Annotated in this window: 15 protein-coding genes; 12 read left to right on the top strand and 3 right to left on the bottom strand. The window is 35.6% G+C overall.

Going from position 1 to position 14,489, the window contains the following annotated elements; all coding sequences use genetic code 11:
• Positions 1 to 45 precede the first annotated feature (45 nt).
• A complete protein-coding gene (locus LZ578_RS00075; protein ID WP_235145390.1) occupies positions 46 to 732 on the top strand; it encodes a class A sortase in 687 nt (228 codons plus the stop codon).
• A gap of 97 nt (positions 733 to 829) precedes the next feature.
• Here the strand turns inward: LZ578_RS00075 and LZ578_RS00070 are convergent, their stop codons facing one another.
• The gene (locus tag LZ578_RS00070; protein ID WP_235145389.1) at positions 830 to 1,150 is read right to left on the bottom strand and encodes a DUF898 domain-containing protein; all 321 of its coding nucleotides are present in this window, start codon (positions 1,148 to 1,150) and stop codon (positions 830 to 832) included.
• A 301-nt stretch (positions 1,151 to 1,451) separates the two neighbouring features.
• Between LZ578_RS00070 and LZ578_RS00065 the strand changes: the two genes are divergently transcribed.
• The 9 genes from LZ578_RS00065 (at position 1,452) to LZ578_RS12355 (ending at position 11,555) form a co-directional block, all read left to right on the top strand.
• A complete protein-coding gene (locus LZ578_RS00065) occupies positions 1,452 to 3,122 on the top strand; it encodes a peptide ABC transporter substrate-binding protein (RefSeq protein WP_235145388.1) in 1,671 nt (556 codons plus the stop codon).
• Positions 3,123 to 3,244: 122 nt separating this feature from the next.
• Positions 3,245 to 4,186, top strand: a complete 942-nt coding sequence (locus tag LZ578_RS00060) for an ABC transporter permease (protein WP_235145387.1) — start codon at positions 3,245 to 3,247, stop codon at positions 4,184 to 4,186.
• Complete coding sequence (locus LZ578_RS00055) at positions 4,179 to 5,216, top strand: ABC transporter permease (RefSeq protein WP_235145386.1); 1,038 nt, start codon at positions 4,179 to 4,181, stop codon at positions 5,214 to 5,216. The genes LZ578_RS00060 and LZ578_RS00055 overlap by 8 nt, the downstream gene beginning before the upstream one ends.
• 3 nt (positions 5,217 to 5,219) lie before the next feature.
• The gene (locus LZ578_RS00050) at positions 5,220 to 6,305 is read left to right on the top strand and encodes an ABC transporter ATP-binding protein (RefSeq protein ID WP_311198581.1); all 1,086 of its coding nucleotides are present in this window, start codon (positions 5,220 to 5,222) and stop codon (positions 6,303 to 6,305) included.
• Entirely contained in the window at positions 6,289 to 7,263 is a 975-nt protein-coding gene (locus LZ578_RS00045; protein WP_311198580.1) for an ABC transporter ATP-binding protein, read from the top strand. Before LZ578_RS00050 ends, LZ578_RS00045 begins: the two co-directional genes overlap by 17 nt.
• A 191-nt stretch (positions 7,264 to 7,454) precedes the next feature.
• Positions 7,455 to 8,567: an S-(hydroxymethyl)glutathione dehydrogenase/class III alcohol dehydrogenase gene (locus LZ578_RS00040; RefSeq protein ID WP_235145385.1), complete on the top strand. Its 1,113-nt coding sequence runs from the start codon at positions 7,455 to 7,457 to the stop codon at positions 8,565 to 8,567.
• A gap of 33 nt (positions 8,568 to 8,600) precedes the next feature.
• On the top strand, positions 8,601 to 9,443 hold the full coding sequence (gene fghA, locus LZ578_RS00035; RefSeq protein WP_235145384.1) for an S-formylglutathione hydrolase: 843 nt from the start codon (positions 8,601 to 8,603) through the stop codon (positions 9,441 to 9,443).
• A gap of 208 nt (positions 9,444 to 9,651) precedes the next feature.
• Positions 9,652 to 10,023 (top strand): heparinase II/III family protein, encoded by a 372-nt coding sequence (locus LZ578_RS12360; protein WP_255763987.1) that lies wholly within the window; start codon positions 9,652 to 9,654, stop codon positions 10,021 to 10,023.
• Positions 10,020 to 11,555 carry a heparinase II/III family protein gene (locus LZ578_RS12355; protein ID WP_255763890.1) on the top strand — a complete coding sequence of 512 codons (1,536 nt, stop codon included), beginning with the start codon at positions 10,020 to 10,022 and terminating at the stop codon, positions 11,553 to 11,555. Before LZ578_RS12360 ends, LZ578_RS12355 begins: the two co-directional genes overlap by 4 nt.
• A 113-nt stretch (positions 11,556 to 11,668) precedes the next feature.
• Here LZ578_RS12355 and LZ578_RS00020 read toward each other — a convergent pair whose 3' ends face one another.
• Positions 11,669 to 12,127, bottom strand: coding sequence for a VanZ family protein (locus LZ578_RS00020; protein WP_235145383.1), 459 nt, complete (start codon positions 12,125 to 12,127; stop codon positions 11,669 to 11,671).
• Between the two features lie 143 nt (positions 12,128 to 12,270).
• Between LZ578_RS00020 and LZ578_RS00015 the strand changes: the two genes are divergently transcribed.
• Both LZ578_RS00015 and LZ578_RS00010 read left to right on the top strand, forming a co-directional pair.
• Positions 12,271 to 12,537 (top strand): DUF6718 family protein, encoded by a 267-nt coding sequence (locus tag LZ578_RS00015; protein WP_235145382.1) that lies wholly within the window; start codon positions 12,271 to 12,273, stop codon positions 12,535 to 12,537.
• Between the two features lie 14 nt (positions 12,538 to 12,551).
• Positions 12,552 to 13,160 (top strand): nucleoside triphosphate pyrophosphatase, encoded by a 609-nt coding sequence (locus LZ578_RS00010; protein ID WP_235145381.1) that lies wholly within the window; start codon positions 12,552 to 12,554, stop codon positions 13,158 to 13,160.
• Positions 13,161 to 13,229: 69 nt separating this feature from the next.
• Here the strand turns inward: LZ578_RS00010 and LZ578_RS00005 are convergent, their stop codons facing one another.
• Positions 13,230 to 14,417: a sugar MFS transporter gene (locus LZ578_RS00005; RefSeq protein WP_235145380.1), complete on the bottom strand. Its 1,188-nt coding sequence runs from the start codon at positions 14,415 to 14,417 to the stop codon at positions 13,230 to 13,232.
• Positions 14,418 to 14,489 lie beyond the last annotated feature (72 nt).

Below are 14,489 nucleotides of genomic sequence, written 5' to 3'. Positions count from 1 at the left end.
ACATACTACATTCTCCAGATAGATAGATAAAAAGGAGTTTGGACTGTGAAACGGAAAACAATACTAAACTTAATTGCAATCATTATGATTGTAGCAGGAATTCTCTTACTTCTAAAAGAGCCATTTCAAAATTACCTTATTAAAAACACGATAAAAGATAATCAGGTGACTAGTTTTACGAAAGAGGAAATTCGTGAAAATAATGAAGAACCAGCTATCTTTGATTTCGATCAGGCCGTACAAGTAGATTGGGATGGTGTGATGGAAGGATATCGTAATCGCACGTATCTACCTGTAATTGGTGGAATATCTATTCCTTCTATTGATTTGCGGTTACCAGTGTTAAAAGGACTTTCTAATGATAACTTATATGCAGGAGCAGGAACGATGACTGCTGATCAACAAATTGGAGAAGGTAATTATTCTTTAGCTAGTCATAATATCCTTCAACCAGGTATGCTTTTTAGCGATGTACAGTATATGGAAATTGGAGATTATATTTACGTAACCGATTTAGAAAAAATTTCTATTTATAAGGTTAGTTATTTAGAACGTGTAAGCCCTAGCCGAGTAGATTTGGTTGAAGAAGTACCTGATAAAAGTCTGATTACTTTAGTAACCTGTAGTAACGATGTTTTAATGCGGTGGGTTTGCCAAGGAGAACTAGTGGAGACAGTTGCTTTAGAAGATGCGACCGAAGAAATGGTTGTAGCATTAGAACTTGATAAATAAATTTGGAGAAATAAAAAAAGGCTGTTAGAGACGTTGAGAAAAAACGTTTCTAATGGCCTTTTTTTAAAGAAATAGAGCAAGAATAATAGGAAAATAGTTATTCTTCAAAAATAGTGTTCCGTACTTTCCACTCCTCTAATTTGATAGAAACCCAAAAACCATAGATTCCAAAAGTAATAATGGTTAAAAATAACCATTTAATCCAATTACCAAATAATCCTATCGCAGAACCTCTGAATTTCATTCTTTTTCCTTCTACTACTGTGTGATTAATTTTCCATCCGTAAACCATACATAATGCCCATGGATAAGCAATTCCGAAAGTAATCGTTGTGATGATCATTCCTAAAATACTCCAAACGATTAAACTGGCTAATCCACCATCAAAATATGACTCTCTTCTTTGAATAGATCCCATTTTCATTCTCCTTTTTTAAAAACATACCATAACTACTTATAATATAAGGGATGAATTAGGATTATTCAACTACTGTTTATTTTCTTTGAAAAAAGAATATAAAAATTAAATTTAGGTAAATAACAATAGGATGAGATTTGTAAACGTTTTATCATTTTTAATTAATAAACAAAAGTCATATTGGACAAGAGTTTCTTTGAAACACCTTGACGAAACAAAAACATAAGGTTATAATTTCATTAATTTACATCATGAAATTCTAACCGTTACTTAATGACGGAATAGAAATTGGAGGAAAAAGATGAGAAATACAAAAAGAATCAAACTGTATGCAACGAGTTTAGTAGCTATGACACTTTTGGCTGCATGTGGTGGAGATACGGATACAAATACTGAAGGAACTAATTCAGACGTGTCTTCAACAACGCAAGGATCAACTGATAAAAAAGTATTAAACGTCCAATTTGACGTAGAAGTTGCTTCTATGGATCCACAACTTGCAACAGACGGTGCATCTTTCCAAGTAATTGCAAGTATTCTAGATGGACTATACCAACTGGATGCGGATGGAAATCCAGTTCCTGCAATTGCTGAATCCACAGATGTTAGTGAAGATGGGTTAACGTATACTTTTAAATTAAAAGAAGCAATGTGGTCAAATGGTGAACCTGTAACGGCAAATGATTTTGTTTATGCTTGGCGTCGACTTGCTGATCCAGATACAGCCAGTGAATATGGATATATCATGGGAATTGCCGGTCTAGTTAATGCATCTGAAGTTTTAGATGGAACGGTTGATCCTGATCAATTAGGTGTAGTAGCAGTGGATGATACAACACTTGAAGTTACTTTAGCCAATCCAGTTCCTTTCTTTGAAAGTCTAATGGCTTTCCCTTCTTTCTTCCCGATGAATGAAGCATTTATGGATGAAGTGGGCGATGACTATGGAACATCTCCAGAAACGTTGATTGCAAATGGTGCTTTTAAAATGGACTCTTATGAGCCACTTGCTACAACTGTAAAATTAGTTAAAAATGAAGATTACCACGATGCTGATAACGTCACTCTGGATGCATTGAATTTCCAAGTTATCAAAGATTCACAACAAGCAATGCTTTCTTACCAAAATGGTGATTTAGATGTTGTTGCTTTAGCAGGAGAACAAGTTGATTTATTTAAAGATGATCCTGAATTTATCAATACACAGGATGGTTATGTTTGGTACGTTTCTCCAAATACGTTAGTTGATGGTTTGGATAACGCGAAGCTAAGAGAAGCGATGGCAAAATCAATTAATAAAGATGCTATTGTGAATACAGCACTAAAAGATGGCTCGGTACCAGCTGATTTTGTTGTACCGATTGATTTAGCAAATGGACCAGATGAAAAAGATTTCCGTGCAACTACAGGAACGTTCCTTGAATTTGATAAAGAAGCCGCTGCTGCTTTGTTTGAAGAAGCAAAAGAAGAGCTAGATGCTGAAGAATTTACTTTTAGCATATTAGTAGAAGATACAGAAAGTGCAATCAATGTTTCACAAATGTTGAAATCACAAATCGAAGAAAATCTTCCAGGTGTCACAATCGAGATTGAACAAATGCCTAAGAAAACACGATTAGATCGTATGAAGAGCAAAGATTATGATATGGGACTTACAAGATGGGGACCAGACTATGCTGACCCAATGACATACTTAGACTTGTGGGTAACAGGTGGCTCTAATAATGATGGTAGTTGGACAAATGCTGAATATGATGAACTTGTCTTCTCTTCTCAAAATGGCGAATTGTCATTGGACAAAGAAGCACGTTGGGAAGCACTAAAAGAAGCGGAAGGAATTTTACTTGATGACGCTGCAGTTCTGCCTGTTTACCAAAAAGGTAGTGCCGTTATGATTAAGAGTAATGTCTCCGGAGTAGATTTCCACTCTGTTGGAGTACCGCGTGTATTTAAGAATGCAACTGTTGAATAAGACAAACTTCCAATAATGAAAAAGGCACGCATGTGATATGGCAAAATATCGGATCTGTCCGATAGGGAGCCGCAATCAGCGGCCTTTTTCTTTATTTATTATTTTTAGAGAGGGTAAATTAGATGAAAAAATATATTGGAAAACGAGTCCTTCTATCTTTTTTGACTTTATTTGTAATCATTCTCGTCCTATTCATTCTAATGCAATGGATGCCAGGCTCTCCCTTTAATGATGAGAAGCTATCAATTGATCAACAAATGGTTTTGAGAGAGAAATACGGCTTGAATGATTCTGTTTTTGTACAATTCTTTCGTTATATAAAAAATATGCTAACAGGTGATTTTGGTGATTCCTATACTATCTCCAAAAATACACCGGTATCAATTTTATTGAAAAACCGTTTACCAATCTCTTTACTTCTTGGAGGGATTTCCATTTTATTAGGAACGATTTTAGGACTAGCTTTAGGTATCTTTGCTGCTTTGAAGCATAATTCAATTTGGGATACGGGAGCAACTGTCTTTTCCGTAATTGGAGTATCGATTCCTTCGTATGTCTTTGCTTTGGGGCTTTCTTATTATTTTGGTTTTAAATTAGGTTGGTTTCCGATGCTTTTTAACCAAGATCATGGTTTTATGGCCTATGCACTTCCAGCGATAGCCTTGAGTATGACCGTAACAGCTACCGTAGCTCGATTTACTAGGACAGAGATGATCGAAGTAATGAATTCGGATTACATCCAGTTTGTAGAGAGTAAAGGGGTATCCGGTTTACAATTAATATTTAAACACTCTTTGAGAAATGCATCTATTTCGATCATTACGATTTTAGGGCCCTTAGTAGTCAGTTTAATGACAGGTAGTCTTGTTGTTGAAAAAATATTTTCTATTCCAGGGATTGGTCAGTTAATGATCCAAGCGATTCAATCGAATGATTACAACGTAATTTTGGCTTTAGCATTTGTTTATAGTGCCATGTATGTTGGAATCATGCTTGTAGTGGATATTATGTACGGTGTCCTTGACCCAAGAATCCGTTTGGCAAAGGAGGATATAAATGGATAATACAATGCAAGAAACACCAAAAGATTTTACATTTATCGGAGAAGTAAGTACAACCTTTGAAGTAGAAAGCTTTCATGAAGAATCTCATTGGAAACAAATGCTAAAACGTGTTGCTCGTAATAAAGGTTCTGTTTTTGGTTTTATGATGATTATTTTTATCTCCTTTATGGCGCTCGCAGGTCCATTGTTTTCTGGCTATGAATTTGACCAACAAATAAGTGGCCATGAAAGTATGGCACCACGGATTCCTTTGATAGAAAATCTAGGTATTTTTGATGGATCAGAGACACTAAAGACATCAACAGGCGAATTAGTAGTTAATAAATATGAAACATTAGCAGACGGTGAAGACGTCTATCATTGGTTTGGTACTGATGTTTTAGGAAGAGATTTATTTACTCGTACTTGGATGGGGACACGTATCTCCCTATATATTGCTTTAGTAGCGGTGATTGTAGATGTTCTTTTTGGGATGACCTATGGAATGGTTTCTGGTTATTATGGTGGTGCGATTGATACCGTTATGCAACGGGTATTGGAAATTATTAATGGAATTCCAAGCTTAGTAGTTGTAACGTTATTGATTATTATCCTAAAACCAGGACTTTTAAGTATTACATTAGCTATTGCTATAACCGGTTGGATTGGAATGAGTCGAATCGCAAGAGCTTCGATGTTGAAATTAAAAGATAGTGAGTACGTCTTAGCTGCTCGTACAATGGGAGCAAAAGATATCACCATTATGTTTAAAGAAGTATTGCCAAACATTTTCTCACAATTACTGATCATGTCGATGTTTTCTATTCCGAATGCAATCTTTACAGAAGCATTTTTAGCTTTTGTTGGGATAGGGATTCCCGTTCCGATGGCTTCATTAGGCTCACTTATTTCTGAAAATTTTAAATCGTTGACTACGCATTTTTATATGATTATCCCACCAGTTTTAATCCTTGGCTTATTGATGCTAAGTTTTAACTTATTGGCAGATGGACTACGAGATGCATTGGATCCAACATTGAAAGAGGTGTAAAAGATGTCACGTGATAAAGTACTTAAAATTAGAGATTTAGCAATCAGTTTTAAAACATCAGGTGGCAAATTGAGAGCCGTTCGTGGTGTAGATCTTGATGTTTATCGTGGAGAAACAGTAGCAATTGTAGGAGAGTCCGGTAGTGGGAAATCTGTAACCGTAAAAGCGATTATGGGAATCTTAAGTAAAAATGGGACTATTGAAAGTGGCTCTATTCAATACGATTACAAAGAAAAAGATAAAGAAATCAGTCAAAACCTGCTAGACCTTTCGAAAAAACAAATGCGAACAACCATTAATGGAAAACAAATTGCGATGGTCTTCCAAGATCCTATGACGTCATTAGATCCGACAATGAGTATAGGAAATCAAATTATGGAAGGGATGCGCACGCATTACAATACACCTAAAGAAGAAGCACATGAAAAAGCAGTTCGTCTTTTAGAACTAGTTGGAATCACGAATCCAGAAGAACGGATGAAAAGTTATCCCCATCATTTATCAGGAGGGATGCGCCAACGGATTGTAATCGCAACAGCGCTAGCATGTGATCCAGATGTTCTCATTTGTGATGAGCCAACAACAGCGTTAGACGTAACCATTCAAGCAAAAATATTAGAATTAATTCAAGATATTCAAAGGAAAACAAATATAGCTGTTATCTACATTACTCATGATTTGGGTGTTGTTGCTAAAGTAGCTGACTATGTCAATGTTATGTATGCAGGGAAAATTGTAGAAAAAGGTACGACAGATGATATCTTCTATAATCCACAACATCCTTATACATGGGGATTGCTGTTAGCCATGCCTGATTTAGAAACCAAAACTAGTAAGTTGTATTCTATTCCAGGAAATCCACCTAATATGACCAAAGAAGTTATGGGAGATCCGTTTTATCCAAGAAATGCTTACGCCTTACAAATAGACAAAGTAAAAGAACCGCCCATGTTTAAAGTGTCAGACACACATTCTGCGGCGACATGGCTTTTAAAAGATGAATCGCCTGATTATCAATTGCCAATAGAGTTAACAGATCGAATTGAACGTATGCGAAAGGAGGAACAGATGTATGGAATTACAGAATGAACCACTCCTCTCTGTAAGTAATCTGAAACAGCATTTTAAAATGAACCGTCACTACACCGTAAAAGCGGTAGATGGCGTTTCCTTTGATATTTATCCTGGTGAAACGTACGGACTCGTTGGAGAATCTGGAAGCGGAAAGTCTACCATTGGTCGCTCTGTTATTCGCTTGCATGATCTCACAGATGGTACTATTCAATTTAATGGTAAAGATATATCAGGAAAAATGGATCAAACGACTTCTTCTATGCTACGTACAAAAATGCAAATGATATTTCAGGATCCAATGGCTAGTTTAAATCCACGTAAAAATGTGATGGACATTGTCGCTCATGGATTGGATATTCATGGGAAAGCTGGAACTAAGCAAGAACGTGCAGAGCGTGTAATGGAAATTTTGGAACGTGTAGGATTATCTCGTGAATTTGCAGGTCGTTTTCCAAGTCAATTCTCAGGTGGACAAAGACAGCGTCTGGGGATAGCACGTGCGCTTATTATGAATCCGGATTTGATCATCGCAGATGAAGCAATCAGTGCTTTGGATGTATCTATTCAAGCACAAATTGTCAATTTGATGAAAGAAATTCAAGAAGAAACTAATATTGCGTATCTATTTATTGCTCATGACTTGTCCATGGTACGCTATATATCTGATCGAATTGGGGTTCTTCACTTGGGGCACATGATTGAAACTGGAACAACAGAAGAAATTTTTTCGAATCCGGTTCATCCTTATACTAAATCATTAATTTCTGCTATTCCTCACCCAAATCCAGTTCTAGAGAAAAAGCGAACGGCCCTAACGTATGACTATGAAACCAATTCGATTGATTACGACAAAGGCACCCCCCATTTAATTGGAGGAACCCATTCTGTTCTTGGAACAGATGCAGAAATTGAAGAATGGTTAAGTCATGATAGTAAAGAAGATGTGCTAGGATTAGAAGTCGCTAGTAAGTAATCGCCTAATAGAAATAAGTGTCGAGTCTTTCTTTAAACAGAAAGGATGCTCGATGCTTATTTTCTTTATAAAATACCTCTTTATCATAATAAAGTGCATTAAATTGAATGAATTCTTTAAAAGTGATAGTATTTAAATGATTGTATCCTTAAAAAAAGATAAATAAATAAAAAAATAAAGGGGTTTATAATATGAAATCACGTGCAGCAGTAGCTTTTGAACCAGGGAAACCTCTAGAAATAGTAGAAATTGATGTAGAAGGTCCAAAAAAGGGAGAAGTATTAGTTAAAATTATTGATACTGCCCTTTGTCATACCGATGCGTATACCTTGTCTGGTGCAGATCCAGAGGGGATTTTCCCATGTGTATTAGGACATGAAGGTGGTGGCGTTGTTGTGGAAGTAGGCGAAGGTGTTACTTCCGTAGAACCAGGAGACCATGTCATCCCACTATATACAGCAGAATGTGGCGAATGTGAATATTGTTTATCAGGAAAAACAAACTTGTGCCAAGCGATTCGTGAGACACAAGGAAAAGGATTAATGCCGGACGGTACTACTCGTTTTTCTTATAAAGGAGAGCCTATTTATCATTACATGGGAACGAGCACATTTAGCGAATATACAGTGATTGCAGAAATTTCGTTAGCAAAAATTGATAAAGAGGCACCTTTGGATAAAGTTTGTCTATTAGGTTGTGGTGTTACAACAGGAATTGGAGCAGTTACGAATGCAGCAAAAGTTGTAGAAGGTGACACAATAGCGGTATTCGGTCTAGGTGCGATTGGTTTAGCTGTTATTCAAGGAGCTGTCCAACAAAAAGCAGGAAGAATTATTGCAGTTGATACGAACCCAGACAAATTTGAAATGGCTCGTGAAATGGGTGCTACTGATTTTGTAAATCCAAAAGATTATGATCGACCTGTTCAAGAAGTGATTGTGGAGCTGACAAACGGAGGCGTCGACTACAGTTTTGAATGTATCGGAAATGTAAATGTAATGCGTTCTGCTTTAGAATGCTGTCACAAAGGCTGGGGCGAAAGTGTTATTATCGGAGTAGCGGGAGCAGGAGAAGAAATTTCTACTCGTCCATTCCAATTAGTTACGGGTCGAGTTTGGCGCGGTTCTGCCTTTGGTGGAGTAAAAGGTCGCTCAGAACTTCCAGGAATGGTACAACAAGCGATGCGTGGGGAGATTCAACTAGATCCATTCATCACACATAACTTACCATTTGAACAGATTAATGAAGCTTTTGATTTACTACATAGAGGTGAATCAATTCGTACTGTTCTTTCTTATAAGTAATCAGGTTTATAAATGGAACAAGGAGGAATTGCAATGTCAAAAGTAGAATTACTTGAAGAACATCGTAGTTTTGATGGAGTACAGTATAAATATCGTCATAACTCTGAAATACTAGGTTGTCCAATGACGTTTAGTTTGTTTTTACCAAATAAAGGAAATGCCTCTGAAATGCCCGTACTATGGTGGTTGTCAGGATTAACTTGTAATGATGATAACTTTACCCACAAAGCAGGTGCCCAACAAGCTGCTTCACGATTAGGGATTGCAATGGTCATGCCGGATACAAGCCCACGAGGAGAAGAAGTAGCGAACTCAGAAGATTATGATTTAGGTCAAGGAGCAGGATTCTATTTGAATGCTACTAAAGAACCTTGGGCTAGTCACTATCAAATGTATGACTATCTTACAAAAGAATTGACTGAATTGATTCGAGCAGAATTCCTTTTGAATGGACCAGAATTTATTTCAGGTCATTCCATGGGAGGACATGGTGCTTTAATTTTAGGATTGCGAAATCCAGAACGATTCAACTCCATTACCGCATTTGCGCCTATTGTAAATCCAAGCCAAGTTCCTTGGGGAATCAAGGCGTTTGAAAATTATTTAGGTGATCAGAAAGAAAAATGGGCAGAATGGGATGCGCTAGAATTAATGAGAAAGTATTCTGGTAGAAAAATTCCGATTTTGATTGATCAAGGGGATGCAGATCCATTTTATAAAAAAGAGTTACAACCAGATACATTAGTCGCAGCTGCGAAAGAAAAAAATGTTCCACTGATGCTTCGAATGCAAAGCGGTCATGATCACAGCTACTATACAATTGCGACATTCATTGAGGAACACTTAGAGTTCCATTTAGCACAGCTTAAAAAATAAAAAAGAAAAATATCTTTTCTTATTTCTCCCAGTAGTTAGACAAATGTCTATCTACTGGGAGTTTTTCATTCTACTATTAAAATACTCATTCTAGTATAATAGGATATAAATCATATCTATTTAAGCATAAGAAAGGAAAAATTATGAAAAGAATGGAAGAAATCCTTAAAAAAAATGTTACTGTTTCTGATGTTAGAAAGCGCTTAAAATTCTATTCAAATACTACAAAAAAGCACATTTAATCCAAGAACACCTTCCAGAACTAGTTTCTAAAACAATATCAAAAGCAGAAGAGATTCTAGAAGGAAACCTTTTGTTGCCTGGAACGGAGGGCGTTCCTAAATTTATTGGGAATCCACCTGATTGGTTTCAAGTGATGAATGGATATGATGAATTTCTTTGGCAGTTAAACCGAATGGACCATTGGCAGCCTTTATTAGAGGCTTTTTCTTACACAGGAGAAGAGAAATATGCTGTAAAAGTATTGGAAGAGTTAGTAAACTGGATAGAAGTGACTGGAATTCTAGAAGAAGATTATAGTAAAAAAGAAATTAATTTTTCTCCAGCATTCATCCGATGAGAGTCTTGGAATGTGGAATTCGCTTGTATAAAACGTGGCCCCTCCTTATTGAACATTTAAGTTCATCAGATTTATTTACTGAAGAAATTCTGGAATTATATTTAGTAAGTATCTACAAACAAGCAGAGATTATAAGGGAGGTTGCTCCTCAACTATGGCCCAATGCAGATCATAATCATTATTTGATGGAGTGCTTAGGATTATTCGAAACGGCTTTATTATTTCCGGAGATAAATAAAAGTGAGGAATGGAAAGTTTTTTCCTATGACGAATTGATGAGATGTAGTAAAAATCAATTAACTGATCAAGGAGGGCAGATAGAAGGGTGTCCTTCTTATCATAATGGTTGCATGTATTGGTTTGGGTTGGTACTCATTCTCGCTAACAAGTATTCCATTCCGGTTAGTGAAGATTATAAAGAACGTTTCATTCAAAATTTAAATTATTCTCTTTATTCTATGCGTCCAACCGGTAAGTCCTTTCCAATAGGAGATTCCCATGCAAATGATTTATCTATTATGGCAGCTACTTATGGATATTTAGCATTGGATGACTTGTATTGGCTGAAACATCTTAATATGTTTATGACTACTGAAAAAATAAAAGAAAAATCTTTCAGTTATATTTGGGATACAAATAACATAGAAAAATATATGGAAGACCTTAATTCTCTAGAGCCTTTACCTGCAAGTGAAGCTTTGCCTCTGCACCTATTTAATTCAGAATTAGGACAATCATTTGTTAGAAGTGATTGGACGAAAGATGCTCATAGTTTTGTGCATACGTGCAGAAGTCCCATTCAAAATCAACATGCTCACATTGATTTATTATCTTTTGAATATATTGCTCTTAATAAAAATATTATTTGTGATCCAGGTTTATATAGCTACAAAGAGTCAGAAAAAAGACGAGAATTTAAATCAACAGCTTCTCATAGTACCGTTATGTTGAATCATCAAGACCACTTTGAGTATAGGAGTACCTGGGGATATGGGCCTCAACAAAAAGGAGAGCTTGATTTTTTAAAAGAAGGAAAACATTCCATAACGTCCCATGGTTATCATGAATCTTATAAGCCTACTGTAGTAGAAAGATATTTATCTTTAGTGGATCATAAATTCCTACTGGTTATTGATTCGCTAAGTAATAGAAACGAATCGGATACGTTAGCGAGAACGTTTCACTTAGATTATAAAGAAATCCGACAACAGGGACAGGAGGTAGAAGGGCTAGATCAAGAAGTACATGTAAAGATTTTTAACTATCCATTTCAAGAGATAACGGTGGAAATTGGAAAACTATCTGATATAAATGATTTATATCGAGAAAGTCGAAAAATAATTTACACCAGTTCTGCTTCAATTGCTCAAAATTATATTACGGTTCTTTATCCTTATCGATCAGATTTATCGGCTCCGAATATACAGATTGAAGAAATAGAAATAGGAATGTACCGAATTACTGAGGATAATAAAATAATTTATCAAGTCCAAATAAATGAAAAAGATATTAATATTTTAAAAATAAAATAAAAAACCAGGAAAGATGATTTTGATATCATTTTTCCTGGTTTTATTACATTAAATTTTCGATTCGCTTATTGTGCAGAAACAAAAAATACAAAGGAGCACTCAAAAAGAAAGTTTTATTTTTTTAATAGAGGGAGGATTATTTTTCTGGTTCCATGATAAAAGAAAATACCTACTGCAGCTCCTACGCTATCTATTCCGACATCAACGATGCTAGGCCCTCTACCTGGAACAAAACTTTGATGAAATTCATCACTTGCTGCATAAAGTGTACTAAAAATAAATGCATAGCCTATTTGTTTTTTGAAAGAGACCCCACTCGTACGGAAAGCATTAGAAACGAGTCCACCTAAAATGAAATAGACAGAAAAGTGAGCGCCTTTTCGAATAAATAAATGAAGGTATTGTTCATCAAAGGGAAGACTAGGAAAAATAAAGGCCCATGTTGAAGAAACCATATTTAAAACAGAAGTACTTAGTGAACCAGAGGAACTTCCCTGTTGTGCTGAGAATAAAAAAATGATAGTCATCCAGATTCCTACCATTCCCCAACTCCATAATTGTTTTTTTCGCAATGTTTGCTACACTCCTTAAAAGAATTCTGTCTAAAAGTATAGCATTCAGCAATCAATTAGTCGAAGGCTATTAAAACCTGATATACTAGAAAAAAGAGAAAGCAGATAAAAATCTAAACGATTCAAAATTATAAGGAGGAAGTATGATCGAATCCCAACGAACAAAAAAGTATTTGATTGCAAAAACATTTAAAAAGAAAGGTAGTGCGGCTATTCTTTTAGAACAGGTACCTGATTTTTTAAGTTTTATTCCGGAATTAGAAAGTATTTTTAAAAGAAAAGCTGAATTTTTAATTGTCAGTAGCAGTGCCGAGATGGAATTAGAAGAAGCCTGGCCAGAATATGCCCCTATTTTAATTACAGAAGATAAGGATACATTTAAAAAAACAACCGAAGAAAAGATTAGCTAAAAGGTGGCACTCAGATGACGAAGAGAATAATTTTAGCAAGTCAGTCACCTCGAAGAAAAGAACTTCTCCATTTGTGTGTAAAAGAATTTTCGATTCAAGTGGCTGATATAGAAGAACGTGCGATCGAAAGTCAGGTCATGGAAAAAACCACCCACGAAACTTTTTTGGAACAAGCTACTAGTTTAGTAAAGACCCTTGCCAATGAGAAAGCAAAAGTTATCCTTCAAAAAAATGAAGATGCGATCATCATCGGAGCGGATACAATTGTGGTCCATGAAAATAGAGTTTTAGGTAAGCCCAATAACCCAGAAGAAGCTTTTGAAATGTTACGTTCTTATGCAGGGAAAAGTCACTCTGTGATAACAGGAGTTAGTATTCAAACCGATCAGCAAAAAGAAAACTTTTCAGTGGAAACAAAGGTACATTTCTTTGATTGGAATCCACAAATGGAAAAAGAAATAAGAAATTACATTGCTAGTGGGAGTCCTTTTGACAAGGCAGGTGGTTATGGAATTCAAGAAATGCCTAGTTTATGGATTTCAGGAATAGAAGGCGATTATCTGAATGTAGTAGGGTTACCAGTAGCTTATGTAAACCAAACTTTACAGAATTTCTATAAATAAAAATCCAAAAAAGCTCTACCTATTTTTATAATAGGTAGAGCTTTTTTGGTTTTCTGTAAATATTCTTTTTTATACCTTTTCAGTATAATTCTTGTCTTTATACCCATATAGAAATACGCATAGAATCATCATTCCTAAGGCTACACCAATTGCGGCCATTCCATAAAAGAGTCCAAAGCGATCGGATAATGCTCCGGTTAGAGTTGGCATCACAATAGAACCAATTCCACCTAATACTAAAAGCACACCCATAGCCATTGGATATTCTTTTATAAATTTACCAGTAGCTGCCACGGTAGTAGGATAAATACCTGCCATTGACAACCCTAAACCTAGAATAGTAATGGTAATAACCGTTTGATTTCTTGAAGAAAGTAAAATAATGAAGAAAATAGTGGTAGAGATACTCAAAACATATAGAATCTTTCTGCGAGCAAAGCGATCTCCAATTGCAGAAACACTCAAGCGTCCGATTAGTACTCCCATCCATAATAGACTAGCTAGAAATTGAGAATAACCGATTGTTAAAATATTTGAATCCACAAAATATTTTACAAGCCAACCGTTAATGGTTGATTCGCCACACAAGTAAAAGAATAAAATTCCAGCTGAAATCCAAAATGAACTTTGTTTCATAAATTCATAAGAAGTAGCGGAGCCTTTTTCGACTACTCGATCTTTCATTTTCATACGAGAGAAAAGAGGAATAGAAATAGCTGTTAATACGATAATGACACCTGCAGCAACGCGCCACCCGTTTAAGCCAAAGAAGTTTGAAGAAACAATAACTAAATAAGGTGCTAGAAGAGCTCCGATAGCAAAAACACTATGTAAAAAACTCATTGCAGCAGGACTACTATCAGAAATCTCATTTACAATTGTATTATTAAAGTTCGAGATACTTCCACGACTGACTCCCGTGAAGAAAAAGGATAGCAATAGGAGAAGAGGATTTCCAGTTACAATCATCATCGCAAATCCGATAGTTACAAAACTAGAAAGAAAAATAATAGATCGTTTTCGACCTAAGTAAAGAGGAAGGATTCCGGCAATAAAGCTTGCTAGAAGATTTCCAACGTAATGAGAAGAGATTAAAGATCCACTGATCGTATCACTCAAGTTGTAAGCATCACTAATATATGGAAGTAAACTTCCCATAATCATTCCATAAAGTCCATTGACGGCAAATACATAATAGCAACACTTCATAATATATTTTTCATCTTTTTGTAAACGTGTAAAGAAATTTTCAGTCATCAATTATAAAATCCTCCATTTAAATTTGATAGATAAGAAATGTGTTTTCTAAATAAGAAACAACAATCATTA

The sequence above is a fragment of the Jeotgalibaca sp. MA1X17-3 genome (assembly GCF_021513155.1).
GTDB lineage: Bacteria > Bacillota > Bacilli > Lactobacillales > Aerococcaceae > Jeotgalibaca.
This window is presented reverse-complemented; position numbering and strand designations above follow the sequence as displayed.